Source organism: Vibrio sonorensis (assembly GCF_001854765.1).
Lineage (GTDB): Bacteria > Pseudomonadota > Gammaproteobacteria > Enterobacterales > Vibrionaceae > Vibrio > Vibrio sonorensis.
This window is the reverse complement of the sequence record NZ_LJJE01000060.1, coordinates 44,807-71,623: the sequence shown is the minus strand read 5'-3', so window position 1 is coordinate 71,623 and position 26,817 is coordinate 44,807. Positions and strand designations below refer to the sequence as shown.

Below are 26,817 nucleotides of genomic sequence, written 5' to 3'. Positions count from 1 at the left end.
TTTAACTAGAGAGGATATGAGGTGCTCAGATTTAACTCAATGAAATCTAGCTTCTTTCTTTAGTGGGTGCACACAAATTGATTCTATCTATACGACTAGTAGTTACTTAATTGTTTATGCATTCAATTTCTACTGTGGCTGCATCTATGAAAAGGACAACTGCCATAGGCTTAAATGCGAGCGTAACAAACTTCGGGGCAGAAATCATTCAGAGCAGAAGTCTGGATTTTATTTTTCCCAAAACAACCCCATTGTCCCCAGAAGCTAAATCAACCTAAACCGTTCACTTCCCACACTAGCGCTGCCGAAAACGTTTGCGCTTCCAAGATGAATTTGACACGACCATTGTCCAGTAAATAGATAGTCAAACAACCAATGTATTCTTTTGTCGATACATCAACATTTACAGCGTATTAAAATATAGATACAAAAACATTTGTAATGTATGCAAAATTAGATACTATTTGTGTTATAGCGTATTTAATCAGAGATACAGAGTTATGAAAAAATCCGGTGTCTATGCCGTTGCACTCAAGCAAGTCAAAGCAAAAATCAGCGCTTTACTCGATTTGTCTGTGCCTAAACCGCCGAAAAATGGTTGGGTGCGCAGTATCCGTGAGGCCTTGGGGATGTCGGGCGCGCAATTAGGTGAACGTCTTAATCTCTCTCGTAATCAAATCTCCATATTGGAGCGTAAAGAAGCTAATGAATCAATCACACTCAAACAGCTTAAACAGCTAGCGAGCGGGCTCGATGCCGAACTGGTTTATGCGATTGTTCCGCGTCAGTCGATTGATGACATGATAGAAGCGCGCGCTATGGAGTTAGCCAAGCAGCGTTTGACCATGAGCCACCAATCGATGTTTTTAGAAGCGCAGCATTTAACCTCAGAGCAACAACAGCAAGCGCTGGTTCAATTAGCCAATGAGATTAAAGCGGGCAGCACCCGAGATTTGTGGAAAGTCAGTTTGCAGGAGAAGTACCAATGAGTCTGTTTGTTGAACCAGAGGGCGCAACCGAACTAAATGCCGACGATGTTGCTGGGCTAAAATTTGATCACATCACGACTCGAGAAGAGCTTAATGAGCTTGAAAATGCCAACATACTGCAAGGGTTGAGTTGGTTAGCCACGTCGCCTAAAACCAGCATGGATGACATTCTTTCAATAGCGTTTGTGGAAGAGTTGCATCAACGTTTGTTTGGTGATGTGTGGGAATGGGCCGGCAGCTACCGTCACCGAGAGTTGAACATTGGTGTCGATCCGCTGAATATCCGGTCAGATTTACACAACTTACTCGAAGACATCAAATGTTGGATTGAGTTTGAACACTTTGACAGCCTAGAACTCTCGGCCCGGATTCAGCACAGATTAGTTAAAATTCACCCTTTTCCTAACGGCAACGGACGTCACTCGCGCGTGATGACGGACTACATACGAATGGTACTACTCAAACAAAAGCCTTTAGTTTGGTCCAATACAGATTTGGATAAACAAAGCCAAGAGCGGGGTGAATACATTGCGAGCTTACGCCAAGCTGATGCCGGCGATTATGCGCCTTTTATTCAATATCTTCAGGCGAAAGGTAATGTGACTTAAACTAAGCGCTAAGAGCTAAACATACAATCGAATTAAAAACCGCTTATCCCAAATACCCAACTTGATGATGTCACTTCTAGCTAGGTTGCGTTTTTACACTTCAGATACACCTGAATCCCTAGATGCAATTATCACTCGATTTCGGGCTAAATTTACCCTATGAAATTCGTCATTTGTTACAGGCTTCGTTATGACTTAACATCACATTAATAATAAAGATAGGTTCTTAAATAGGACAATTAGCTATAGTAGAGCTCTATTTTTTGAACCAAAAGATGGATGTTCGCCTCTCTTTACTGTTTCAGTTTCAAAAAAGTGTGACTGCCCCTTCGACTTGAATTGAACCGAATCACACTGCAACCCCATTCGTTGATATAATCCATTAACAATACATTGTATTGATAACAAACATAATAAAACATTAATTTAACGTTAAAATAGGTTGGCAGTTTTGCAGGATGCGACAGTACTTCTCGAACTATTGGATCAAAATAGTTTCGATAACGCATTGTCGTTAGTGTTATTTCAAGCACTAGACGACTATGTAGACAACAATGCAACGGAGAGCCCGTTTAGAGTCATTGTAAACTCTCGGGTAGAGCAGTTAACGGATCTCTCCTCTTCTAACACGTCTCACAACTACGATTATCTCTTCACTTCGTCTCAGTACAAAGGGTTACTGTTTAGCGACCATCAACCTGATGTGCTTTGCGATTTATGCAAAACCATTGAGCTTATTGGCTATAAGCACTTTGGTTCAATTTTGGATTTATGGGCGCGGTACGAGTGTTACCGAATCACCGGAAAAGCGTGTTTAGAAAGGACAAAAATGGGTTTATGCCGAGATGACAACGCCTATTCGGGGCTAATCATTGACGATATATCCTCTCAAACCTCTCCGGTGTTTTCTCCGTTTCACGATAAGCCTATGTCTCTAGCCCAAGCCGTTGTCTTATCTAATCTCGCACTCTTTGTTATTGAGCAAAAATGGTATGAGATGCTGCTCAGTATTGATCTTTCAAGTAAAGGGCAGCACTTTGTGCTTTTCTTCAACCAAGAGGGTCGGCATCCGCTTCTAGTTTCAAGTGCACTAGTACAGGACAGTCATAAACTTGAGCACTGGCTTAGCCTCACTCCTTTCTTCCAGCACTCTGGTTGGCAGCTTATCGCCAACCAGAAAGCTTGCCAATTGATTGCAGATACTGGCGTAATACCTTCCCTACCACTGCACGGAGCTTCAGATTTAAAGCAATTTGACGAGTTGTGTTGGCCCAATTTGATTGAGCCAGAAAAAGTGGTTGAGATCCTCAGGCTAACGACTGCGGGAAGGCCCACTGAAAGAATGTACATTCTCTATCTGGTTCAAAAAAGGATCGCTGAGACATTCAGTAGCCAAGGCTATAAGATGATTCTGACCATCATAGATCAACCCTGGCTATTGCTGTTTTATCAAGGCCTATCGGAAGGGGCGTATATTCATATCGCCAAGATGAAGATCAACAACAGTAACAATCACACTTATCGAGGAGCTTGGCTCGTTGAAGAGTTTGCTCGGCAAAGTCTAAAGCACGACTTCCAAAGCTATAAAAGTATTGTTGCTCAGCAAAAGCAACTGAAGGTAGTGTAACATGGAGAACCTGACCAACAGCGCATGGCCTTATAGCCCGTACTCATTCTGTTGATGGCAACGGCGCTTATCGTCGCCGTTTGGCTTGGCCACTTTGTTCGCACGGTGAGTAAAAGTGATAGCTATGAGTACGAACGTATTGCGTCTCCCTATGTGCTTTATTCCCTGTCGATCATGATATGGATATTGTCGAACGCCTATTTCCATTCGCCTCTTCTCTTATCACTAGACAAACAGACCGCTATCTCGATGGCGTTAATCGCCAATATTGGTTCCTACTCGGCTTTCGCGTTTGCTTATGTGGTTTCATGTCGACTAGTCGCGAGGCTTAATAAACAGTCTTTGCCTGTCTCTACCGTTGTTTTTCTCGCCGTCCTGAGTACTCATGCATTTTACGTGAACGTAACGCCGGGGCTCAGTGTTACCGATATCGATATTATCGCTGTCGGTAAGTTTACTCTGCACTTTGGTGAGTCAACCAAGTGGTTCTTTGCCTCTGGTTTACTGCTTGTTGGACTCACGTTTAAAAATTTGTGGATCCATTCAAGAAGAGCAAAACCCATTCAACAGTTAAAGTCGCTGTACATGATTTTTGGTATCAGCGTCTTTATGGTATCTACCGCTGTTATCCACGTTGTGGTTCCCTTTATATGGGCCAATTTCTCATTGACTTGGCTTCCACCAGCGCTTGCCCTAACAGAGATGCTTTTAATGGGATATGCGTTGATCACATCTCGCTTCTACAGCAACCGCTATATCGTTTATACGGGAAGCGCTTTTCTGTTTAACTGTATTATCTTTTTGATCCCTCTAGCGATAGTAACAAACGCGTTTGCGGTCAACGACATTCTTCCTGCTCTGTTTATGACAGGCGTTGCAACGGCGCTTCTATGGCCTTGGATGCTAAAACACTGCCGAATATTGTCTAGTCGTCTTATTTACGGCAGTTCTGTTACCCCTAAAGAGGCGATCACCTCTTTAGCTGACGAGTTCCAATACTCTGCTGATTCTGCCATAAAACGTCTGGCAAGGATTTTAAATATCGAGGCCAACGAGCTACAACTTATTGGTAGCTCTCACAATGACTCCTTGTTCGAATCGCACTTTAAAAGAAAAAGCGGTGCCCTACTTCTTGATGAACTCGCCGATAAGGTCAATCTCAGCAAACAAAAAAATGCCACTTTGATTGCGCTTTATGAGCGCATGTCTCGCAATAATGCAGCATTAGTCATCCCCATTTATGACCACTCCAATTTAATGACTCATGTGCTTGTTGCGAACTATAAAAAAGATGGCCGTTTGTTCTTTAGTGAAGAGATCGACGCTTTGCAAAGCGTTATGTTAAAAGCGCAAGGCTACATCAATGCCGATAGAAAAGTTCGACAAGCTCAGGCCTTAGCCAACTCTATCGCCCATGAAATGCGCAACCCTTTGGCACAAGTTCAGCTACAGTTTGAATCTTTAAAAGCAAGGTGATCAGCGGTACTGATACCCCCTCCTTGCTCAACAGTATTAATTCTGGCACCTTGGCGGTTGAGCGTGGAAGGCAGCTTATTGATATCATTCTGCGCGAAGTCAGTGATTCGTCCCTCGAACAGGAGCCCGCTTTCACGATTTCGGCCAATGAAGCGATTTGTCAGGCCATTAAGCAATACGGTTTCGAACACGAAGAACACCGAGCCAGAGTGAGCCTTAACTTGTCTCACGACTTTGCGATTAAAGTGAATGACACACTGTTTAATTTTGTAATTTTTAATTTGCTTCGCAATTCCATCTACTACTTCGATTCTTATCCTGAAAGTCAAATTGAGATTCGCACCGAAATCCAAGAATTCGAAAACTGTATCTACTTTAAAGATACTGGTCCGGGGATCCCTAGCAACTTGCTCAGCCAAATCTTTGACGACTTTTTCTCCCACAATAAGAGTGGCGGCAGCGGGTTAGGTTTAGGCTATTGCCAAAGAACAATGCAAGCCTTTGGTGGGCGCATTGAATGTGAATCAGAAATTGGCGAGTACACTGAATTTAAACTGGTGTTTCCTCCTACCAACTTTACCTCTCAGTTCAGTGATTCCGTCATGAGAGAAGATATTCCACCGTCGGCGACCACCCTGAAAAAGCCCTTAACGGTCATGGTGGTTGATGACAAGGAAATTCAAAGAACCTTGGTAAAACTGTATCTCGACCAATTAGGCGCCAACGTTATCCTCGCAAACAATGGCCTTACCGCCTTTGAAAAAGCGCAAAAAAATCATGTTGATCTGATCCTAATGGATATTCAAATGCCCGTGATGAACGGCTTTGATGCAACCAAAAAGATTAAGCGCTTTGACCACAACATTAAGGTGGTGGCTTTATCCGGTGAATCTGGTGACAGAGAATTGGCGATGATAGGTGAAATCATGGATGGAAGATTAGAAAAGCCAACATCTAGGCTCGCTTTGCAATCGCTTCTTTTTAAAGAGTTTCCTCAGTTCTTTAGAAAGGTTGAGGAACACGACGCTGATCTTGCCCTTAATTAGTGGCACTGAATATGCTTCTTAGCTGATACCTGTTGATCGGGCGGCAACATCAACCCGCCGCCCTAATCTTGGAGTAACAGCTATGGAAATTCATCGTCACACCTATTACCGTTTGATTCATCACGGTATTAAGAGTTTGTTAGTAGACAGACTAGGCCACTTCACCGAGTGTGAATATCACGAGTACCTTTGCTTAATGACTGGCAAATCGAGCTGCTTTTCTATGAGTGACGATGAACTGGTTCTCACCGTCGATAACCTTAAGGAAGAAGGTTATCTGGAAGATATCAAACGCACCATCCCGAATTAAGGTAAATATCGTGTGCTGACTACAAGTGGTCTTTTCTGTTGGCGAATAGCAATCGAACCACTCGCCCTATTGAGCTAAACAAAATAATTGCTATATACTTCTGCCATTCTTGCGGCGACCAAATTGGTCGCTGCTTTCGTTTGATGAGGTCGTAATGAGTCAAGATATTCAATCTCCCAAAGGGCAGCTCCTGCTAAGAACGTTAGCCATGCCAGCAGACACAAACGCCAACGGGGATATTTTTGGTGGATGGATCATGTCCCAGCTCGATTTAGCTGGCGGCATTCTGGCAAAAGAAATTTCATCCGGTCGTATCGTGACCGTATCGGTGTCTAGTATCACGTTTAAAAAGCCGGTAAAGGTCGGCGACGTGGTTTGCTGCTATGGCGAGTGTACGCGCATTGGCAACACCTCTATGAGCATAGAGCTTGAAGTCTGGGTCAAACCTGTTAAAGAAAATGGCGTCGGCGATCGCTTTATGGTGTGTGACGCCACATTTAACTATGTTGCAATCGACAGCGAAGGAAAACCGAGGGCCATCGTTAAATAACAATATGAACTTTATAGAAGTTATTTCCCACAATGCTGTATATTTCTAAAAGATTTAGCGGTAGATTTAATCAAGCTATCTAGACACCATGATTTAAACTGACAACGGATAAGGAAAAACGAAAATGTGGTATGTCATTTTTTCACAGGACGTAGAGAACTCACTTGAAAAACGTTTAAGCGCTCGACCTGCTCATTTAGAAAGATTACAAAAACTGCAAGATGAAGGTCGCCTACTTACGGCGGGTCCAACGCCAGCTATAGACTCAAACGATCCCGGTACAGCTGGTTTTACCGGTTCGACTGTTATCGCGGAGTTTGACTCACTAGCGCAAGCTCAAACTTGGGCAGATCAAGACCCATACATTGAAGCTGGTGTTTATGAGAATGTGATTGTAAAACCTTTTAAGAAAGTATTTTAACCATGAAAAAATGGATACTGTTTGCGCTAATCAGCATCACTTTAGTCGGCTGTAGTTCAACTGCTAGTGAACAAAGACAACTGGAATTGATCGCTGCCAATCGCGCTAGTCTGCTCTCTGCTGAGCTACCTATGGAAGTCGGTCCACTCAATATTATGCGTGCCAATGCCAAAGGTACTTCTATCGAAATGATGATGGTCTACAACCAAGACCAAAGGGGTGCTAAGCCGTTAACCGCTCTTATGCAACACAGTATCAATAGTTACTGCACCAACCCCGACACAAGAGCCAATCTCGATGTCGGGATCACCTATCGATTAAAGGTGAGAAACTCGCGCGGCCAATTGATGGTAGATCAATTGGTCAATAAGCAGAGTTGCCAAGCCAAGTAACCACAAAAAACTCCCTAACGGGAGTTTTTTTCTGCTGTTACGAATCAGCTAAGCAGTCTAACAATCTCTCTTGCAGATTTTCATCTGACTGATTAAAGATAAACTCGACGCGGCTTTCTCGACATTCATCTAACTCGATTTCCATCAAACCGTCCGAAGTGTAGTTGTAGCCAACAATCCCTTCTTCGGTAATAAATACCGCCTTGATTCGTTCCGCTTGAATAGTCGTTAGCAATGTTCTGATTTTAGCTAAGCTAAAAATCTTCTCTGGTGTAAACCGCCACCCCACACTTTGATAACCTTCACCAGAGTTTTCAGCTTTGAGATAGCCTGACTCTGGAATAGGAAGGTCTGACACCAAAGGGCGCGAATTATGGTGGTCATGGTGGTCATGGTGGTCATGGTGGTCATGGTGGTCATGGTGGTCATGGTGACAGGTTGAGTCATCTTCATGGCAAACACCAGTACTTCCCGATAACACTGCAATTGGTATGTTTCCACCCTCAGTAAAATACGTCTTAACCTTCTTTTTCCCTCGGGTTGCCACGTAATCCACTAAGTTTTGCTTTTCATTTTCCCCATAGAGATCGGTTTTGTTACCGATAACGACATCGGCCATCGAGATTTGCTGATTGAACGTGTCATGTGAAGTATAACGAGGGTCAGACAGTTGTCGCGCGTCCACCAAAGTGATGGTTTTTTCTAACAACAGAGCTTCTCGATAGTATTCTGATGTCAGTGTATCTAACACTTCCTTTGGATGCCCTAGACCGGTTGGTTCAATCAGCAATCGATCGGGTTTTGCTTCGCTGAGCAGTTGATTAAGCGCTACTTGCATCGGCAACCCTGCGACACAACACATACAGCCGCCGGGTACTTCGCGAACATAGACGCGCTCTCCCCCACTTTGCTTGCCTTCAATCAAGCTGCCGTCAATTCCAATTTCGCCAAACTCATTGACCAACACCGCCCAACGTTCGTTATCCGGCTTGTTCTCCATCAACTGTAAAATGGCCGTTGTTTTCCCCGCCCCCAAAAATCCAGTAATGATATTGGTAGGGACCGCTTCAAGCTTATTTGTACTGCTCATTATTTACTTCCTCTCTTTGGGGGCCTTAGCCCCCAAGTTGGCTAATATTAGCGGTTAAACACCAGTCTCATTGCTGCGTTCGACGTATCCATTACCCCTTGTTTTTCACTGTAGACTAGCGTTCCATTCACCCATGTGGCTTTTATCGAAGCAGAGAAGGTTTCGCCAGCGAACGGTGACCATTCACAGTAGTAAAGTGCATTCTCGTTGGTTACGTGTGTTGAGCCTTTACCGTCTACCAATACCAAGTCTGCAAAGTAACCTTCTTTGATATAACCACGCTTTTCTATTCCATATCGAATCGCTGGATTATGCGCGGTTTTTTCTACTACTTGTTCGATCGTCATTTTGCCTTTATTGACGTGCTCTAACAGAGTAAGTAAAGCGTGTTGAACTAAAGGTAAACCCGCTGGAGCCTGTTCATAAGGAACTTGTTTTTCTTCCCACGTATGGGGAGCGTGATCGGTAGCAATAATGTCGATTTGATTAGAATGTAACGCTTTGATCAGTGCGTCCCTATCGCTGGGGTATTTCACAGCCGGATTACACTTAATTTCATTACCCCGTGTGGCATAATCTTCATTGCTAAACCACAAGTGGTGTACACAGGCTTCCGCGGTAATCTTTTTACCTTCAATGGGGCCCGATTCGAACAGTGCTAACTCTTTCTCCGTCGTAATGTGCAACACGTGCAAATCACTTTGATACTTTTTCGCTAGTGTGACTGCATAGGAGGAAGAGGCGTAACACGCTTCGTCATCGCGTACAATTGGATGATCATCAATGGTTAGCTGAGACTTTGACTCTAGTACCTTCGCCTTGTTTTTCGCGATCACATCACCACTTTCACAATGGGTCACGATTAACACCGGTGCCTCGCGGAAAATGGCTTCTAAAGCGTCTGGTCGTTCGACCAAAAGATTGCCCGTCGAAGCGCCCATAAAGACTTTTACCCCACAATGACTTGTTGGATCTAACCTTTTAATTTCTTCTAAGTTATCTTCTGTTGCACCTAGGTAGAACGAGTAGTTTGCAAGTGAGCTTTGCTCCGCGATTTCGAACTTATCTTCGAGCGCCTTAATGGTGGTAGTGGCTGGATTGACATTCGGCATCTCCATATAGCTTGTAATACCACCAGCCACTGCCGCTCTTGATTCTGATGCTATCGACCCCTTATGGGTCAGTCCCGGCTCTCTAAAATGAACTTGGTCGTCTATCATACCGGGCAACAAATAACACCCTTTCGCATCAATCACTTCGTCAGCTTGTGTTTCAGGTATATGCTTTTTAACCTGAGTGATCACTGAGTTTTCGACTTTTACATCGGTCTCTAGCACTTGGCCTTCATTCACCACTAGGGCATTTTTAAATAGTGTTACTGTCATGTGGAACATTTATCTCCGTAGGTCTTTCGCCTTAAAACAAGCGTGAACTTTGTCAGTGCGAATGTTGATTAGTCCTGATGTAGGCCAAGTGCGCTTACATCATTTTTTCTTACGTTGTTTTATCGAGCTGTAGCTATTAGAAACGCAGAGTTAGGCGTCTTGATTGGCACATGCTTCACATAAACAGTTAATCTCTAACTGCGGACTTAATAGGGTAAATCCCTCGTTGTGAGCATCCGTCGCAATGTGAGTCATGGTAGAAGGGTTAATTGTTAACTCTTTAATACTGTTGCACTTGTGGCAAATCAGAAACTGGGGAACACCGTGTTCGTGGTCGCGACAAATATGTTCACACGCGACAAACTTATTGGTGGAGTTCAGCTTATGAGCTAAGTGCATCTGTTCAAGAAAATCCAAGATGCGATAAGTGGACATCGCCGATAGTGACTCGCCAAACTGCTGCTTACAAAAATCGACCAGTTCATAAGCTGAAAGTGCTCGATCTGATCGAATCAACCCTGTTAACACTTGCTTTCGCTTGGCTGTTAAGCGGGTTCCACGTGCTGCACAGTGCTTTTCGGCATGTCTGATTAGAGTATTCAGATCTTCGGTTTTCGAGATTTCCATTATCCTAGAAATTCCATTTCCTAATTGTTCTCAGAGTTGGTTTTATCGAGCTGGGACTTCAACTACTGATAAAATGTTATGTTATAACATTTCTTTACTTAGCTTCAACCCTGTTGGTAATGGCGGCAAAACACACTGCTGCTTATCTGAGGGGAAAGAGAGTTGGAATTGGAAACATGGGCTTACACTCGGAGAAAAAAATGCACTGTTAAAACGCACTGGTTAGTACACCAGTGCGATGGTCTCATGCATCTATTTAACTGGAGTTACAAAGCCTTCTGGTTTTAGCGCGACTAAAGAACAGTTGATTGATTGCAACACGTTCTCCGCTGTATTGCCTATCACAAAACCTGAAACCCCTGTTCTTGCAATGGTACCCATGACCAAAACATCAACGTCCATACTTTCAATGAATTCTGGGATCTTTTCATCTGGCTTACCGTGGAGGTGGTGGATTTTTACTTCTCCTGAAATTTCAGATTCTCCAATAAGAGTAAGCAGCGCTTGTTTGTGCTTTTCACTTTCCTGTTTGATCTGCTCCGTTAGCTCTTCTTCATTGGCGTGAACCCAAATTTGTTCGTCTAGATAATGCTCTAAATAGTGTTCCCAACAAGAGACAATATGCAGAGTTTTATCGCATGAGTCTGCGATGGATCGGGCCAGTTCTATTAAGCGCAGAGCCAGCTTGTGCTGCTCTTCTGTATCAGTGACGGGATCGACGGCGACAGCCACTCTTCTCTCGCGCTTGGCTTTACTATCGGGTCGATGTAGCCACACCGGACAGGGACATTTTCTCAATAACAGCATGTCGGCCGCTTTAAAACCGTCGCTTTTCTCACCTACTGGCTCAGCCTCTTTAATGACCAAATCAATGCCGTGGTGCATCGCTTCTCGAATAATACATAACGCTGGCTGCTCACTGCTTTTTGTCACCAAAGGGAAAGGCACTTGGTCGGCGGAGATTTTACTTTGCTCTCTTAAGGCATGTACTTTTCCATTCAAAGACTCGTGTAAGGCCTGCTCATAACTTTTTTGGTATTCGTAGAGATCGCCAGGGAACTTGGGAAAGGCAATAAGTCCTCGAACTGGCACACCGTTACTCGCCCCCAATAGGATAGCTTGAACCAAAGCATCGCTTTTCCCCGGTAAACCTTGGGTTGCAAAAAGTATGTTTTCAAAACGTCTCATAAACACCTCCCTGTTTGTATAAACATTGACCAATTGCGTCATCTTTTCCAGCTATTTACTGATGTCAGAAATGACAAAAATGACTCATCTATCAATAAGACGTTGAAAAATATGCTGAGTTTAGTGCGGCGACTGTTTAAGTAATCCTCTCATTTAATATGGTTAATAAAAGATTTTACTCAAAGCAGAAAAAAGCCAGTTGCAATTGCAACTGGCTGGAGATGGATTTAGAAACTTATGCGTATTCTTGTCTTAGTTTCTTAGCCGCTGAGACCATATTGGCAAGCGAGGCTTCGGTTTCTGTCCAGTTTCTCGTTTTTAATCCACAATCTGGGTTAACCCACAGGCGTTTCGCTGGAATTTTTTCCGCGGCCTTGTTAATCAAGCCCTCTATCCACTCTTCCGACGGAATGTTTGGTGAGTGTATGTCATAGACTCCTGGGCCAATTTCATTCGGATAGTTAAAGTCTTCAAACGCCTTTAGCAGCTCCATATTTGAGCGAGATGTTTCAATGGTAATCACGTCTGCATCAAGCGCTGCAACTGATTCAATGATCTCATTAAACTCGCTGTAACACATATGAGTGTGGATTTGAGTCTCAGGAATCGCGCTCGCGGCAGACACCTTAAATGACTCAACAGCCCAGTCCAAATACTCTTGGTGATCGCGTTTTTTCAGTGGCAAACCTTCGCGAATCGCAGGTTCATCTATCTGAATGATGTTGATTCCTGCCTGTTGCAGATCCGACACTTCATCGCGTAGTGCCAGTGCCAACTGCTGAGCAATCTCTTTGCGGGAAATATCTTCGCGAGGGAACGTCCAACATAGAATAGTCACTGGACCGGTCAGCATACCTTTCATCTGCTTGCCTGTTAGGGACTGCGCATAAGTCGTCCAGTCTACGGTCATCGGCGCTTCGCGCTCAATATCAGCTACAACGATGGCGGGTTTAACGCAGCGAGAACCATAGCTCTGCACCCAACCAAACTTAGTAGTTTGGAAGCCAGAAAGCAGTTCTGCAAAGTATTCCACCATGTCGTTGCGTTCTGCTTCGCCATGCACAAGAACATCTAAATCTAATGCTTCTTGACGTTTTACTGCGTCGGCTATGTGGCCTTTTAGCGCATCCTCGTATTCTGCTTGCGAGAGTTTACCAGTACGAAACGCGCTGCGTTGAGTACGGATCTCGCCCGTTTGTGGAAATGAGCCAATCGTCGTTGTTGGAAAAAGTGGTAAGCCAAGTGCTTTTTCCTGTTCGATAGCGCGCTGTTCATACGGAGCACTGCGCTCGGCTATATCAGCGGTTAGATTACTAAGGCGTGCTTGCACCTGAGGTTTATTCACGTGTTTTGCCGTCTCCCTCGCTCGAATCGGTTTACTGTGTTCGATACAGGCAGAGATCGCTTCTTTATCGCCATCGAGTGCTTTACCAAGTAGGGCAACCTCAGACACTTTCTGCTTAGCGAAGGCAAACCAACTTTTCACTTCTTGACTCAGTTCTGTCTCAAGCTCTAGATCAACTGGACTGTGTAGTAGTGAACAGGAAGAACCTACCCATAATCGATCACCTAGACGTGCTTTCACGGGCTCCAATAATGAATAGATGGTGCTTAGGTCTGCTCGCCATACGTTACGGCCATTGACCGCTCCTGCTGACAGTACCCAGTGGTCGGGAATGTTATCAACCACCTGCTCCAACTGGTTTCAGCCGCTGAAATATCGATGTGAAGACCGTCTACATCTAGTTCTACAATTTTATCTAGTGTGTCAGACACGGAGTCAAAATAAGTGGTAAGTAGTACCTTTACGTCACTTCGGATCACTTGATAAGCAAGCTTAAAAGCGTCCTGCCATTGACTCTCTAGCTCTAACGCTAAAATAGGCTCATCAATTTGCACCCATTCCACACCTTGCTTGGCGAGTTTTGCTAGGATGGCTTGGTAAGCTGTCAGAAGGCGTGGTAGCAGTGTTAAGCGGTCAAAGTCCTCTTGCACTTCTTTACCCAGATACAGGTAACTCAATGGACCTAACAGGACGGGTTTTACATTGTGACCCGCTTTTATCGCTTCATTCACTTCTTCAAATAACTGTGGCCAACTCACTTCAAAGGTATCTTCTCGACTAAACTCTGGAACAATGTAGTGATAATTGGTGTTGAACCATTTAGTCATATCTGATGCCGCGTGACCACAACCGCAATCGTTTTGAGATTGGCCGCGCCCTACTCGGAATAGTGTATCAAGGTCAGGGAACCCATTTGCATGACGCTTTGGCACATGACCAAGAAGTAGTGTGGTCGTTAGTACGTGATCGTACCAAGCAAAATCGCCCGCTGTTACATAGCTAAGACCAGCATCTTCTTGTGTTTTCCAGTTTTTACTGCGCAGGCCAGCACCGACTTTTTTCAGTTCTGCTTGGCTGATTTCGCCTCGCCAATACTTTTCTTGAGCAAATTTTAATTCTCGTTTTTCGCCAACACGTGGATAGCCAAGTATATGAGTTGTCGTTGTCATGTCCCTGTTCCTTATAATGAATTCGTTAGTGTTCGGTCAGACAATTAAAGATGTCTGGATGGCCAAACTATCTCGCTATTCTCTTTTTGGAACAATCTCCAAATATTCAACTTGTTTATTAAAATTTTTCATGCATATCAAATTAGCATCACTAAACTTCATTATGGAAAACAGAATTTATCATTTAGACGTCCAGATGTTTACACTTCTGAAAATTCAGGGTAAGTTATGAATATTCATGGATAGGATTATATGTGTGAGGAAAACTCATGATTGAGTTAAAACACCTGAGAACGTTAACTTCACTAAGAGATACGGGATCGCTGACGGCGACGGCGACCTCATTACACTTAACTCAATCGGCCCTTTCTCATCAGCTCAAGGATTTAGAAACTCGAATAGGTGGCCAACTATTCCTGCGTAAAACCCGCCCTGTTCGCTTCACTTCTGAAGGGAAAATTCTGCTCAATCTCGCTGACGAAATACTGCCGAGACTGGCTAGTGCTGAAAACGAACTCGCGGGATTAAAAGAAGATGTGAATGGCAGACTACATATGGCCATTGAATGTCATTCCTGTTTTCAATGGTTGATGCCTGCTCTAAAGGAGTATCAAGTAAACTGGCCAAATGTCACCCTAGATTTTTCTTCGGGATTTGGTTTTGAGCCTTTACCAGCCTTGATGAATGGTGAATTGGACTTGGTTATCACCTCTGATATTCAGCCCAGATCAGAAGTTCACTACGAGCCACTGTTCGATTTTGAAATGCGCCTAATCACCGCCGTAAACCATCCCCTCGCCCAGAGTGATCATATAACGCCAGAAGATCTCTCCGATCAAACCATGCTCAGCTACCCAGTGCAAAAACAGCGTCTAGACGTGTTCAAGCACTTTTTACAACCCGCTGGCGTAGACCCTGTAAAATGGAAGCAAGCGGATAACACCTTGATGTTAGTTCAAATGGTTTCTGCTGGGTTAGGCGTCGCCGCTTTGCCAAATTGGGCTATCAGCGAGTTCTCTAGGCAGGGGCTTATCACCAGCATCCCATTGGGCAACGGGTTGTGGAGACGACTGTTTGCGGCCACTAGAAACTCCGAAAAGAGTAAGCACTACTTGCAGGCTTTCTTTACGACAGCTAGGCAACAGTGTCAAAGCCACCTTGAAGGCATCAAGATGGCATAACAAGAAGATTTCAACTCTGGGGTTTATCGGTAAGCTTTGAACTGATTAGTTAAAGGATCGTACTGATACCCCAACATATCTAGCTTGCCAACTAGGGACTCGACATCCATCTCATAAGTGCTTACCAGCTCTTCAAAGCTATCGCACTCTAAGCGAAGTTTTTCGTTGACGATACCAAGTAAAATAACACTGTCTAGGTTAGTCACATTGCTCAAATCCATCACCATGCTCCTTCTATCTACACAATTGAGAGAGTGGTCTCTCGTCTCTTAAGCGTAGCGTCAATTTGGCTGGTGAAAAGTGAGCCAGTTCTAAACCACAAACAATATTTGACCAGAATAGACGCTAGTCAACATAACGAGCTGCGCGAGCGCAAGTAGGGCTTTATTCGGCGCTTTGCCTGAAATTAGATGCCAACACCACAAGAGCGTTGCTGCAACCATAAGTGACAGGGTGATCAACAGAGGTTGGATCAACAACTCGCGCTGCGATTCGTCAAACTGATACGCTTGAGCCAGTGCCAAAAGGCTGGTCAACATAGCCGCACAAACTCCAGTCACTGGCAGAATTCGATGAAACGCCTGTAGCCTTGTTCGAGCAATTGTTAGCAACAAGTGTGCGAACAGCGCGCCACAAAGAAACACTTGAATTAGGGTGTTTATGCCCGCAATCCAAGAGCTTGATTCGCTGGCTTGAATTAAGGTATAGGCAAAAGCCAAACCATTCGCCAAGTGCATTACCCATAGTGGGCCTTCGTCGCGGGTCTTTTTTGTTTGGACTTGGGAAAAGAAATAAGCAATGGCAAAAGTGACTAAAAATGCCTGAATTTTTAATGATGCTATCGCCAACCAGAGAATAGCGATCGCAGGCAATACTTTGTGAACTCGTCCTCTCTGCCCCGGACAAATATCCCCTTTGACCAAAACTAAGGTTAGAACACACTGAGCACCAAGTAACAAAGGGGCCAGCAACAGCAAAATTTCCTGCAACATCGAGATTTACCACTGGATATGAATAGGTGACGCATAATAGCAAATATTCGGCGCTTTAAATCCCATAAATTTTTATGGTTTTGTCACTAGCATTTAAACGGGGGTTAGTTGCTGGCGAAATAGCCGAGTACATCTTGATAGGACACTACCCCGAGATAGTTACCCGCTTCGTCCTCTACCACCCACGGCGGTTTGACACCGCTCCGAACCAATTCGGACATTTGCGTGACCTTAGTTTGAAACGACAAACGGTAGATATCGGTGCGCATCACCTGATTCATTCTTTTGCCCTTTAGTTTGAGATCTGCGGTCGTTTCCAGTTTTGTTCCAAAAGTCGGGCTTAAGTGGTAGTTCATACAAGCGCGATCGACAATCCCGACGCAATAACTTCCATCGAGTATAGGGATAACTTCTAAGTTGAAGTTTGGAGAATCAAACAAGGTTTTGGCGTGTTCTAGGGTATCTTGTGGTTCAAGACACGGCACATGCGTATGAGTCACACTCAGTATTCCCACCCCTCTAACCGAAGACTTGCGTTCTAGATAATCTTCCAGTTTGTCCATATAGGACCAAGCTTGGTCCAGTTCATCCATCGACAAAGGTCTAGAGAAAAAATACCCTTGTATATAATCCACTCCGATGGAGCACAGTACTTCGAGTTCATGTCGACTTTCCACCCCTTCCGCGACGACTTTTACATCTAGGGTATGGGCGAGATCCGTGATCATTTTTACAATGTAGTATCGCGAAGAACCAACTTTGATATGTTTGACAAACTCCCTATCGATCTTCAATAGGTCAAAGTTGCAATCGCTGAGGTAAGCAAAAGAGCTATAACCCGTACCAAAATCATCAATCGCGATACTCACCCCTTTTTGGCGTAAGTTTTTAATAAATGAAGACTGTCTTGATTCACTGTCGAAGTAGGCACTTTCTGTGAGCTCTATGGTGACAAGGTGAGGCGTTTGCGCATACTCTTTGATCATCATTTCCGCGCTTTGCAGTACTTCTTCCGGTTCAAGTTTGGTGTTTAACGAGCGATTGATCGTCAAACCAATATTGTTGCCGTAACGAGATTGTATGGTGTTTAAATCTTTTAACGCTCGAACCCCCACTGCCCAATCCAAATCAGAAATCAAATCGAGATCTTCGGCAATCGTCACCATCTCTTGAGTGTTCATCAGTTTGCCGGACGGCGTTCTAAAACGGCACAAGGCTTCAAACTTAACGATATCCCATGAATGCACATCGACAATGGGTTGATAAAACACTTCTATCTCTTGTTGAGTGATTTGCTTAACCGCCCAATCTTCAAGTTCCTTTCGACGCAAAACTTCTCGGTGAATTGCCCCGTGATAAAAGGCAATCAAACCTTTGGAGTCGTCCCCTTGTTCCAACATCGCTTGTACCGCGTGAGTCACCAACAACTTTGGAGTATGGGTGTCATGGCCCAATACCGATACGCCAACCTTTCCAGTGACTATCGCTTTGTGCATCTCCTTTCCCGACGAGAGGTTTAGCTCACTAAAGAACTTTCGGATGGTTTGATGGATAATTCGGACTTGGTTTGGACCACCGCTTTTCTCACAAACTAAACAAGCGACAAAATGGTTGTTACCTATGTATCCAACATGGCTAGAAACGGGGTTGCGCGCGAGGTGTTCGGACAACTTAGACTTGAGTTCAAAGTGATCACCATCGCCAAAATTTGGAACGAAAGCGAGTACCATAGTTACCTTGTCCTCAGCGGAATCCATCCACTGATTGGCAATAGCGTGAGTAAATTGTCCTTCAGTTGAAAGCTGAGTTAATAACTCGACGCCACCGTGTTCTACGTCGGCGATGCGATAAAGGTGATTCGACAAGTCTAAGTAGTATCCGATATAAAACGCTCTATCTCGCACCACCACTTTTTGAACGGTGAGCTCTTGCGGCACGATCTCCTGCTTGTGGGTTTTAATTAAAATTACACCACTCCAGAAGCCATTTTTCTCGATATCGACTCGCATCGTCTGGTAGAAGTCGTCACTGTGTTTACCTGAGTTAAGCACGTCGACGTTCTGACCGATCAATTGAGCACTACTGTAACCGGTATGACGGCGAAAATATTGATTCACCACCAGAATTTCACCGTAACCATCTGCTATTACAATCCCTCGGTGAGGGTTGTCAAACAGTTGCCTAAATAGAGCGCCCAGCATAGGGCCCGAAGAAGGGAATGAGAGTCTTGGATACAATTCCCCGACTAAGTACCTACTATCACTGGGGCGAAATACAAACTCTACGTAACTGATTTTTCCTTTGTTGAGGTATAACGCGCAGTGGTAGCTCGCTTCTTCTTTCCTTCGATAGGCAAGCTCCATGCGTTCGATAAACTCTCCTTGGTCGTCAAAGCTCATACACGACAGTATGAAGTTATCAGACAAACTGGGAAATCCAGAACCAAATAGTGCTTGGCACTCGGTGACATCGAGTTCCATTCGATGAGTGTCTATGTTCCAGTTCCATTCTACGCAAGGTTGAGAAGGAACGTCGGGCAGGTTTTCCACTGCATTGGTCATATTTCCTAACTCGCAGACAATCCATTAAGGTTGGCAGCCACACTGCTGCTTCTCCCTTAAACATAGTTCAGATTTAATCTACTGACAGAATTATCACCTTATCCAATCTTGTGCGTATGTTTTCGTGCAAATAACGGCTACCCAATGCTGGGCTAGCCATCACTACCTTCGGATTTGCCACTGTGGCGTTTACTAATAAAGTATTTAACCAAATCTTGGTAACAAATCAGCCCGCGGTACTCACCTCGAATATCTGAAATCACCCAAGGAAACGGGTGCCGATCTAGATACCACTCCAGTTCGTTTAAGGAGATATCATCTGACAGTGAAGTAAACTGTGTATCCATAATCGAGTTAACGGGCCGATGCCAAATTTGAGCTTCTTTGCTGGTCTCTAAATCCGTTCCCATATTTGGAGTTAGGCTTAAGTTCAACGAAGCTCGCGTGACTAGCCCTACGCAATGCCTATCTACCACCACTGGCAAAACGTCAAAACGCGGATCTTGCAAATATTCATGAGCTAATCTAAGCGGCTCTCCGGGGTCGAGATGCTGACTCGCTGGGCCAATAAGCCTAGCCAGCGTGTCGATTTGATGACTGCTTTCTACCCGTTCCCAAAGCGCAAGCAACTTGCTTTCAAACTCGCGAGTTTTGTGTATATTTTCCAATGGCACTGGGCGCGAGAAATAGTAGCCTTGCATATAATCAACGCCCAGACCTTTTAAAATTTCAACTTGGCCTTCAGTCTCCACGCCTTCTGCCACTACTTTAACCCCTAGCGTGTGACAAAGACTAGTCAAGGTGCTGACGATGTAATAACTGGTGTTGCCCTTTTCCAAATTACTCACAAATGAGCGGTCAATTTTCAAAATATCAAAATGGCTCGCCGCTAGATAACTGAATGACGAATACCCCACACCAAAATCATCAATAGCCACGCTTGCGCCGAGATTTCGCAATGATTCCAATCCTTCACTTTGGGTCTCGTTACAGTCAAAGAATGCACTTTCCGTTACTTCTATCGTAATCAATCCAGGGCTAATATCACTTTTTTGAATGAGAGCCTCTGCATCGCGAATTACCTCTTCGGCGCCACTTTTAATATTCATTGAACGGTTCATTGTAATGCCAACTTGATAACCCAATATTGCGTGAATTTTCTTTAGCTCTCGCAATGCAATTTCATTCACTAACTTATCTACTTGGCTCACTAAATCCAGATCTTCTGCCACTCCGATAATCTCTTCGGTGTTAACAGGTTCCCCTTTAAACAGAGGGAATCGACATAGAGCTTCCAGTTTAGCTATCCGCCAACTTTGGCTATCGATGATAGGTTGATAGTGAACCGTGAGTAGCTTATCTTCCACAACATGGGTCAGCCACTCTTCTAGCTCTTTTCGCCTTTCTATTTCTTGATGGATTTCTCGGTGATAAAAACTGAATCGACTGGAGGCTCCTGAATGATTTTCCAACATGGCTTGCACTGCGTGATTCACACACTTTTGTGGCGAATCCGCATCTAACCCAAAAACAGAGATACCGATTTTCCCGTCGATCACCATTTTGTAAACCGAACCACTCACGCTGTTTCTAAACTCGCGGAAAAAGTAACGAATTTTTGCTTGTAAAGCTCTGATATAATGGGCTTTGTTTGCACCAAAATATTCAATATTGGCAACAAAAATCCCGTTAGCTAAATATCCAGCGTGAGTACAATGACGATTGGTACTCAATGACAAGGCGATCTGCTTTTTGTCACTGTGACGGCGCGTTTGGTCCAACTCTGGCCTAATGGCCAACACCACACCACAACGCTCCTCATCGTAGTGCTTCACGCTCTCTTCTAGCTGCTTTAAAAACTTGTCCTTAGTAGGAAGTTGGGTGAGTAACTCCATCCCATCTAGCTCGTTCTCATCCACTCGTTGGGGATGATCGGAGAGATCGACGGTAAGCCCTAAAAAGTAATTGCGCCCGCCATTTAAACGCAACCGCTGGATGGTCAGTTCTTGGGGAATGATATCGCCACTGGCATTTCGACTGAGTATTGTTCCCGTCCAATGACCAGAAGATTGAATTTGACGCCACATCCGTTTGAAATAACCCGAGGTGTGCTTATTCGAATTAAAGATATTGGCTCTTAGCCCAATCAGCTCGCTGCGAAGAAAACCAAACTGCTTTTCGTAATAGGTATTACAGGCGAGTATTCGAGTTTGCTCATCGGTGATCACTATGCCGTGGTGGGGGTTTCGAAACCGCATGAAACAAATTTGCCATCTCTTGGCGACTTGGGATGATCACCAGTGGTTGAAAGTGACCGGACAACACATCGTCTTCAATTTCTTCAATGTAAAACTCGCCAAAAACCATAACGTGGTCATTGGGCAGTAAACTGCAACTCAGGTATTGTCTGTTACCTGTACGCCTAGCTCTCACCACGGCCTGTTTAAATTCATTGGCTTGGTCTGGTGTGAAGAACTGAAGTATATCGTTTGCCGTTTCTATCGGTTTATTTGGTCGAAGCAGTTCTTCAAACAGCGCTTGGTCATAGGTAAATTGATTCGATTTTATGTCCCAATGCCAAGAGAGCGATGGATATGGGGGCACTAACTGATTTTTAGCTTGGATTGTATTTTCCATCTCCGCCTTCCTTTGCATCATGGTTTATAAAATCACTTTAATATAAATGTACTAGAACGAAAGACGGTAAATCGTGAGCTAAGGCCAAAACAGTACATATTTTCCCTTATCAAATATGTGCTTATTGTCTGCACTTTCGACAAATGATTGCTACTCTTTACTTGCCTATAGATCCCTAAAGGGCAAGCCGCTATAATTCGCGCTCCGCGAAGCAGAGAACAAAATATGTACAGCAATATCACCCCAATTCACGAGTACAAAAAATACTGGGCCGAGTGCTACGGTATCGCACCTTTTTTACCTACCAGCCGTAAAGAAATGGATGCGCTTGGTTGGGATAGCTGTGACATTATTATTGTAACGGGTGACGCTTATGTCGATCACCCAAGCTTTGGTATGGCAATCATTGGACGTTTGTTAGAAGCGCAAGGCTTTAGAGTCGGCATTATTAGCCAGCCAAAATGGAACGACAAAACCGACTTTATGGCGCTAGGCAAACCAAACCTGTTTTTTGGTATCACTGCGGGAAACATGGATTCCATGATCAACCGCTATACCGCCGATAAAAAGCTACGCCACGACGACGCTTATACGCCTAACAACGAAGGGGGCAAGCGACCAGATCGAGCTACCCTAGTCTATTCGCAGCGCTGTCGCGAAGCTTACAAAGACGCACCCATTGTACTAGGCGGCATAGAAGCCAGCCTTAGACGCGTTGCTCACTATGACTATTGGTCCGATAAAGTTAGGCGCTCAGTTCTCTTTGATGCCAAAGCTGACATTCTACTTTTTGGCAATGCGGAAAGAGCATTAGTTGAAGTCGCTCATCGCCTTGCCAATGGTGAACCCATTAGCGAGCTGACCAATATTCGCGGTACGGCAGTCAATCTAGCTGAAGCCCCAGAAGGCTACACAATTGTCGACTCTTCACGCATTGAAAAACCGAGAAAAGAAGCCTTTGTTCCTACTAACCCGTATCAAGTAGAAACGCAATGTGAGACAAAGAGCAAAACCGAATCTGACGCTAAGCCCATTTCGATAAGACCCTCTCGTCACGATGCAGAAACGACAGCGGTAAGACTGCCTAACTTCGAAAAGCTTAGCAACGATCGTATTCTTTACGCTCACGCGAGTCGCATCTTGCATTTGGAAACGAACCCATACTCAGGCCGAGCTTGATACAACGCCACGGTAATCGAGAGTTATGGGTTAACCAAGCACCGATTCCACTGTCGACAGAAGAGATGGACTACGTATTTGGATTGACCTACGCGCGCGTTCCACACCCGAAGTACGGCAAAGCCAAAATCCCAGCTTATGACATGATAAAGACGTCGGTGAATATCATGCGAGGTTGCTTTGGCGGCTGTTCTTTCTGTTCGATTACCGAACACGAAGGTCGCATCATCCAAAACCGTAGCAAAGAGTCGATTCTTAACGAACTTGAAGAGATTCGCGATAAGGTGCCCGGTTTTACCGGTACAATTTCGGACCTTGGCGGGCCAACGGCAAATATGTATCGCTTAGGGTGTAGCGATCCGAAAGCAGAAGCAAACTGCCGCAGACCTTCATGTGTGTTCCCCGGAATTTGCAACAAACTGAATACCGACCACAAGCACACCATTGATCTTTATCGAGAAGCGCGAAAAGTCGATGGCATCAAAAAAGTCATGATTGCCTCTGGTGTTCGATACGACTTAGCCATTGAATCTCCAGAATACGTTCGCGAGCTGGTCACCCACCACGTGGGCGGCTATCTAAAAATCGCACCAGAACACACTGAAAAAGGCCCACTCGACCTGATGATGAAACCAGGTATGGGAACTTACGACCGCTTCAAAGAGATGTTTGAACAGTACAGCCGCGAAGCGGGTAAAAAGCAGTATCTTATCCCTTACTTCATTTCTGCTCACCCGGGAACCGAAGACGAAGATATGCTAAACCTTGCCCTCTGGTTAAAGAAGAACGAGTTTGAATGTGATCAAGTGCAGAACTTCTACCCTTCACCAATGTGTAACGCCACCTCGATGTACTATTCGGAAACCAACCCGCTTAAACGTGTGAAGTACAAAAAGCGAGAAGATGTCCCAGTGGCAAAAGGGGAACGCCAGCGTCGATTACACAAAGCCCTACTGCGTTATCACGACCCTGCGAACTGGCCGCTTATCCGCGAAGCCTTAACCCAAATGGGTAAAAAACACCTGATCGGAGACAAACCTAGCTGTCTTGTTCCTGCTGAAGATAAAGAAGCACAGACTCCAGCTCAAAGAAGACGTTCTGGCCGACATGGTGCAAACCGCTTTGCGACCAAACACACTAAGAATCAACCAGGTTTCTCTGGATTTAAAGAGAAAAACCAAGGGGACAAACCTGCACACGGCAAACCTAAAAACAAAGGTAAATCAGGCCATAATCCACACAAGGGCCGCACCGGAAAACCTAAGCATCGTCAGGCTTCTCACTAGTCTCCTCTCTCGAAATAAGCGCAGCATTTACTGCGCTTATTGTTTACCCACCCTTTAGAAATAAATTCGTCAGTTATTTTCTGGCGAAGTGTGAAATAGGCACCATACTTAGGAAGTCAAAACTAAACCTTAGTTGGAGTGCTCGCGCATGAATATAAAGCTATCTCAAGCTCTCTATTTAGGCTTCTCTATCATTATCATTACTACTTTGGTCTTGGCATTTGTCGTCTGGTCTCTTGTCAACAAATCCGCAGGGATTTCTTCTGAAATTAAATCCGATGACGTGCCCGGCGTGCTCGCCTACCTCAATGTGCTCGATGAAATTGGAGATATGCAAACCAATGCCCTTGAGTATCTCAACGGCGAAGCCGATGAATCAGCGAGCTTTAAAGAAAACGCCGAAGAGTTCAGATTTTACTACGCAATCTTAAGGCCGCTTGAGTCATCTAAGCCGACCGATATAGAAAAGATGGATAAGATAGAAGCGTATGCAAACCGATATATCGATACGGTTAACCAAGAAGTGTTTAGTAAGTACAACCCCGACGATGAAAAAAAGGCTATCGACAAGATCTATCGACTGACCAAGGAAGTAGGTGAGCCCCTTGAAAACTTGCTGGATAAGCTAAAAGAAGATGAGTTTACTGACGCCTACAAAACGACTAGTCTCGCCGAATCTCTCAACGATGACCTTCCCGGTGTGCGCTACTACTTAGAGTTGGTTGATGAAGGCGGCGATATGATTTCATCACTAAATGCTTACATCATGGGTGACCCTAACGCCAAAGAGGCATTTAACAAAGATGCCGCTTCCTTTAGTGACTATCTGGAGCGGCTAAGACCGCTGGAGAAAAGGCCAAACGAAGTCAGAGACATCAACAAAATCGAGCAGTATTACTTTGAAATCATTCAAGTGGCACAAGAGGTGTTTGATGGCTATGACCCAAGTACCAAGATCGCTGCCAACGCTTTAATTGATGACCTAGAACATCGAATTATCGGCCCTCTCGAAGACATTTTAGACTCTTCTTCTCAAGAAGAGCGCGACGACGCCATTAGTGCATTAGAAACGCTTAACATCAACAATGAAAAAATCGTCTTCTGGCTACTGGTCAACGTTATTGTCGTTGTCACAGTGGGCAGCGTTGTTGCTTGGCAAATGAGCACAATGATCAACAACCGTCTAAGAGTCATTGCGGTGAAAGCACAAGCCATCTCTGACGGGGATCTCTCTGGGCCTGCCATCAATGAAACCAACCGAGATGAACTGGGCAATCTATCCCGTTCAATAGACGGTATGCAAAATTCTCTACGCGAGGTAATTTCTAACATTACCAATGTCGCCACCGAAGTAGCCAATAGTACTGGTGCGGTGGACGATATGAGCAAACAAGTCGCTCAAGGTATTCAAGCCCAAGCAGATAAAGCGAACTTGATTGCCAGTGCGGTTGAGCAAATGACGGTCACCGTTAACCAAGTCGCTGACCAGAGCACCGATGCGGCGAAAAGCGCTCGTCAAGCTGGAGAAGAGGCCGAAAATGGCGGTAAGTTGATGCAAGAAACGGTCAACGGCATGAATCGAATCTCGGAAGTCGTCAACGAAACCGCGACGACAGTAGACAGCTTAGGCAAGCGCGGTGAAGAGATCGGCAACGTGATTCAAGTGATTAACGATATTGCTGAGCAAACCAACCTATTGGCACTTAATGCTGCAATAGAAGCTGCCCGCGCTGGTGAATTAGGGCGAGGGTTTGCCGTAGTGGCTGACGAAGTTCGCGGTTTGGCTGAGCGCACCTCAAAAGCCACCGAAGAAGTGGGCGGCTTGATCACCTCCATTCAGCAGGAAACTCGTCAAGCCGTTGTACGAATGAGTGAAGGTACTCAACTTGTCGCTGAAGGGGTTACTTTGTCTAACTCGGCGGGGGATGCCTTAATTCAAATTGTCTCTCGTGCTCAAGACGTCAACGGCATGATTGATATGATCGCAACCGCTGGTACTGAGCAGGCAACGGCTACACAAGAGATGTCGAAAGACATTAATGCCATTAGCCAAATCGCCGACAGCTCAGTAAGAACCACACAAGACGGTGCTGATGCTGTCTCTCAGCTTTACCAAAAAGTAGAAGAGCTCGAACAAGTGGTATCGAGATTTAAACTTTAAACCGATAGTTCTAAAAAAGCAGGCTTAGCCTGCTTTCTTTACCACCAAAAGTTACATTGTAACCTCAATCGTCAGTTTTACCCTCACTGGAATGAGACAATAGATACTCAACAAACTCTTTTTCTCGCAAAGGACGGCTGAAATAATAGCCTTGGATGTACTCTACTTCTTTCGCTTTTGCGTAGATAAGCTGCTCTAAAGTCTCTACACCTTCCGCGACTACGGGTTTGTTTAAGTTCGTTGCCAATGAAGCAATAGAGTTGAACACCGTCTGCAACTTCGCATCATCAACCACATTCGTTACAAAAGCCCTATCGATTTTTATTTCGTCGAAACTCAATCGGCACAGATAACTCAGGCTGGAAAAGCCAGTGCCAAAGTCATCAATCGATACTCTGAAACCTATTCCCTGAAGCTGCTCTAATACTTGATTTACATAGTTAAAATTATCGATCAAAGCCGATTCGGTAAGTTCTAGCTTAATTTGACTGGGGAATAGGTTGTGCTGATGGATACTGTCGACTAGCTTGTCGACAAACTCAACGTCTAGGATTTCAACCACACTAATATTCAGCGCAAACAGAAGCTCCATAGTGT

The 26,817-nt window shown here is 44.7% G+C and carries 21 protein-coding genes and 2 pseudogenes; 12 read left to right on the top strand and 11 right to left on the bottom strand.

The genetic code is table 11. The features are described from left to right. Positions 1-500 precede the first annotated feature (500 nt). From BLO31_RS09635 to BLO31_RS09600, 9 genes are all read left to right on the top strand, one after another. Positions 501-989: a mobile mystery protein A gene (locus BLO31_RS09635; protein ID WP_070965236.1), complete on the top strand. Its 489-nt coding sequence runs from the start codon at positions 501-503 to the stop codon at positions 987-989. Continuing rightward, on the top strand, positions 986-1,597 hold the full coding sequence (locus BLO31_RS09630) for a mobile mystery protein B (RefSeq protein WP_070965233.1): 612 nt from the start codon (positions 986-988) through the stop codon (positions 1,595-1,597). The genes BLO31_RS09635 and BLO31_RS09630 overlap by 4 nt, the downstream gene beginning before the upstream one ends. Before the next feature lie 451 nt (positions 1,598-2,048). Further along, positions 2,049-3,224: an acyl-homoserine-lactone synthase gene (locus BLO31_RS09625; RefSeq protein WP_070965229.1), complete on the top strand. Its 1,176-nt coding sequence runs from the start codon at positions 2,049-2,051 to the stop codon at positions 3,222-3,224. Between the two features lie 54 nt (positions 3,225-3,278). Next, on the top strand, positions 3,279-4,700 hold the full coding sequence (locus tag BLO31_RS23485; protein WP_139158981.1) for a hypothetical protein: 1,422 nt from the start codon (positions 3,279-3,281) through the stop codon (positions 4,698-4,700). Beyond that, positions 4,697-5,746, top strand: a complete 1,050-nt coding sequence (locus BLO31_RS23480) for a response regulator (protein WP_139158980.1) — start codon at positions 4,697-4,699, stop codon at positions 5,744-5,746. The genes BLO31_RS23485 and BLO31_RS23480 overlap by 4 nt, the downstream gene beginning before the upstream one ends. An 82-nt stretch (positions 5,747-5,828) precedes the next feature. Continuing rightward, the gene (locus BLO31_RS09615) at positions 5,829-6,056 is read left to right on the top strand and encodes a hypothetical protein (RefSeq protein WP_070965226.1); all 228 of its coding nucleotides are present in this window, start codon (positions 5,829-5,831) and stop codon (positions 6,054-6,056) included. Between the two features lie 154 nt (positions 6,057-6,210). Continuing rightward, entirely contained in the window at positions 6,211-6,606 is a 396-nt protein-coding gene (gene yciA, locus BLO31_RS09610) for an acyl-CoA thioester hydrolase YciA (protein ID WP_070965222.1), read from the top strand. A gap of 124 nt (positions 6,607-6,730) precedes the next feature. After that, positions 6,731-7,027: a YciI family protein gene (locus BLO31_RS09605; protein ID WP_070965219.1), complete on the top strand. Its 297-nt coding sequence runs from the start codon at positions 6,731-6,733 to the stop codon at positions 7,025-7,027. Between the two features lie 2 nt (positions 7,028-7,029). Continuing rightward, a complete protein-coding gene (locus BLO31_RS09600; protein ID WP_070965216.1) occupies positions 7,030-7,419 on the top strand; it encodes a GspS/AspS pilotin family protein in 390 nt (129 codons plus the stop codon). 37 nt (positions 7,420-7,456) lie between these two features. On the opposite strand, the gene BLO31_RS09595 is transcribed toward BLO31_RS09600, so the two are convergent. The 5 genes and pseudogenes from BLO31_RS09595 to metE form a co-directional block, all read right to left on the bottom strand. Beyond that, the gene (locus tag BLO31_RS09595) at positions 7,457-8,509 is read right to left on the bottom strand and encodes a CobW family GTP-binding protein (RefSeq protein ID WP_070965214.1); all 1,053 of its coding nucleotides are present in this window, start codon (positions 8,507-8,509) and stop codon (positions 7,457-7,459) included. A gap of 47 nt (positions 8,510-8,556) precedes the next feature. Next, complete coding sequence (locus BLO31_RS09590; protein WP_070965499.1) at positions 8,557-9,894, bottom strand: dihydroorotase; 1,338 nt, start codon at positions 9,892-9,894, stop codon at positions 8,557-8,559. A 150-nt stretch (positions 9,895-10,044) separates the two neighbouring features. Next, a complete protein-coding gene (locus BLO31_RS09585; protein ID WP_070965211.1) occupies positions 10,045-10,521 on the bottom strand; it encodes a Fur family transcriptional regulator in 477 nt (158 codons plus the stop codon). Positions 10,522-10,773: 252 nt separating this feature from the next. Beyond that, entirely contained in the window at positions 10,774-11,709 is a 936-nt protein-coding gene (locus BLO31_RS09580; RefSeq protein WP_070965207.1) for a universal stress protein, read from the bottom strand. 235 nt (positions 11,710-11,944) lie between these two features. Continuing rightward, positions 11,945-14,223, bottom strand: a pseudogene (metE, locus tag BLO31_RS09575) (5-methyltetrahydropteroyltriglutamate--homocysteine S-methyltransferase). Between the two features lie 269 nt (positions 14,224-14,492). Between metE and metR the strand changes: the two are divergent. Next, positions 14,493-15,404 carry an HTH-type transcriptional regulator MetR gene (gene metR / locus BLO31_RS09565; protein WP_070965200.1) on the top strand — a complete coding sequence of 304 codons (912 nt, stop codon included), beginning with the start codon at positions 14,493-14,495 and terminating at the stop codon, positions 15,402-15,404. 23 nt (positions 15,405-15,427) lie between these two features. On the opposite strand, the gene BLO31_RS09560 is transcribed toward metR, so the two are convergent. From BLO31_RS09560 to BLO31_RS23110, 5 genes are all read right to left on the bottom strand, one after another. Beyond that, positions 15,428-15,625 (bottom strand): DUF4250 domain-containing protein, encoded by a 198-nt coding sequence (locus BLO31_RS09560; RefSeq protein WP_070965197.1) that lies wholly within the window; start codon positions 15,623-15,625, stop codon positions 15,428-15,430. Between the two features lie 90 nt (positions 15,626-15,715). Beyond that, positions 15,716-16,396: a hypothetical protein gene (locus BLO31_RS09555; protein WP_070965194.1), complete on the bottom strand. Its 681-nt coding sequence runs from the start codon at positions 16,394-16,396 to the stop codon at positions 15,716-15,718. A gap of 104 nt (positions 16,397-16,500) precedes the next feature. Further along, positions 16,501-18,957: an EAL domain-containing protein gene (locus BLO31_RS09550; protein WP_070965191.1), complete on the bottom strand. Its 2,457-nt coding sequence runs from the start codon at positions 18,955-18,957 to the stop codon at positions 16,501-16,503. Positions 18,958-19,109: 152 nt separating this feature from the next. Continuing rightward, positions 19,110-21,215, bottom strand: coding sequence for an EAL domain-containing protein (locus tag BLO31_RS09545; protein ID WP_084659738.1), 2,106 nt, complete (start codon positions 21,213-21,215; stop codon positions 19,110-19,112). Continuing rightward, a complete protein-coding gene (locus BLO31_RS23110) occupies positions 21,172-21,594 on the bottom strand; it encodes a hypothetical protein (protein WP_084659736.1) in 423 nt (140 codons plus the stop codon). The genes BLO31_RS09545 and BLO31_RS23110 overlap by 44 nt, the downstream gene beginning before the upstream one ends. Positions 21,595-21,819: 225 nt before the next feature. Between BLO31_RS23110 and BLO31_RS09540 the strand changes: the two are divergent. Together BLO31_RS09540 and BLO31_RS09535 are read left to right on the top strand one after the other, a co-directional pair. After that, a pseudogene (locus BLO31_RS09540) lies at positions 21,820-24,059 on the top strand (YgiQ family radical SAM protein). Positions 24,060-24,207: 148 nt separating this feature from the next. Then, positions 24,208-26,220 (top strand): methyl-accepting chemotaxis protein, encoded by a 2,013-nt coding sequence (locus tag BLO31_RS09535; RefSeq protein WP_070965188.1) that lies wholly within the window; start codon positions 24,208-24,210, stop codon positions 26,218-26,220. Between the two features lie 64 nt (positions 26,221-26,284). Here BLO31_RS09535 and BLO31_RS24860 read toward each other — a convergent pair whose 3' ends face one another. Then, positions 26,285-26,812 carry an EAL domain-containing protein gene (locus BLO31_RS24860; protein WP_281182247.1) on the bottom strand — a complete coding sequence of 176 codons (528 nt, stop codon included), beginning with the start codon at positions 26,810-26,812 and terminating at the stop codon, positions 26,285-26,287. Positions 26,813-26,817: the final 5 nt, after the last annotated feature.

Bases quoted from the DNA above. Each gene is read 5' to 3' on its own strand.
- BLO31_RS09635 (WP_070965236.1), top strand. From the start codon at position 501: ATGAAAAAATCCGGTGTCTATGCCGTTGCACTCAAGCAAGTCAAAGCA.
- BLO31_RS09630 (WP_070965233.1), top strand. From the start codon at position 986: ATGAGTCTGTTTGTTGAACCAGAGGGCGCAACCGAACTAAATGCCGAC.
- BLO31_RS23485 (WP_139158981.1), top strand. From the start codon at position 3,279: ATGGCAACGGCGCTTATCGTCGCCGTTTGGCTTGGCCACTTTGTTCGC.
- BLO31_RS09615 (WP_070965226.1), top strand. From the start codon at position 5,829: ATGGAAATTCATCGTCACACCTATTACCGTTTGATTCATCACGGTATT.
- yciA (WP_070965222.1), top strand. From the start codon at position 6,211: ATGAGTCAAGATATTCAATCTCCCAAAGGGCAGCTCCTGCTAAGAACG.
- BLO31_RS09605 (WP_070965219.1), top strand. From the start codon at position 6,731: ATGTGGTATGTCATTTTTTCACAGGACGTAGAGAACTCACTTGAAAAA.
- BLO31_RS09600 (WP_070965216.1), top strand. From the start codon at position 7,030: ATGAAAAAATGGATACTGTTTGCGCTAATCAGCATCACTTTAGTCGGC.
- BLO31_RS09595 (WP_070965214.1), bottom strand. From the start codon at position 8,509: ATGAGCAGTACAAATAAGCTTGAAGCGGTCCCTACCAATATCATTACT.
- BLO31_RS09590 (WP_070965499.1), bottom strand. From the start codon at position 9,894: ATGACAGTAACACTATTTAAAAATGCCCTAGTGGTGAATGAAGGCCAA.
- BLO31_RS09585 (WP_070965211.1), bottom strand. From the start codon at position 10,521: ATGGAAATCTCGAAAACCGAAGATCTGAATACTCTAATCAGACATGCC.
- BLO31_RS09580 (WP_070965207.1), bottom strand. From the start codon at position 11,709: ATGAGACGTTTTGAAAACATACTTTTTGCAACCCAAGGTTTACCGGGG.
- metR (WP_070965200.1), top strand. From the start codon at position 14,493: ATGATTGAGTTAAAACACCTGAGAACGTTAACTTCACTAAGAGATACG.
- BLO31_RS09560 (WP_070965197.1), bottom strand. From the start codon at position 15,625: ATGGATTTGAGCAATGTGACTAACCTAGACAGTGTTATTTTACTTGGT.
- BLO31_RS09555 (WP_070965194.1), bottom strand. From the start codon at position 16,396: ATGTTGCAGGAAATTTTGCTGTTGCTGGCCCCTTTGTTACTTGGTGCT.
- BLO31_RS09550 (WP_070965191.1), bottom strand. From the start codon at position 18,957: ATGACCAATGCAGTGGAAAACCTGCCCGACGTTCCTTCTCAACCTTGC.
- BLO31_RS09545 (WP_084659738.1), bottom strand. From the start codon at position 21,215: ATGCGGTTTCGAAACCCCCACCACGGCATAGTGATCACCGATGAGCAA.
- BLO31_RS23110 (WP_084659736.1), bottom strand. From the start codon at position 21,594: ATGGAAAATACAATCCAAGCTAAAAATCAGTTAGTGCCCCCATATCCA.
- BLO31_RS09535 (WP_070965188.1), top strand. From the start codon at position 24,208: ATGAATATAAAGCTATCTCAAGCTCTCTATTTAGGCTTCTCTATCATT.
- BLO31_RS24860 (WP_281182247.1), bottom strand. From the start codon at position 26,812: ATGGAGCTTCTGTTTGCGCTGAATATTAGTGTGGTTGAAATCCTAGAC.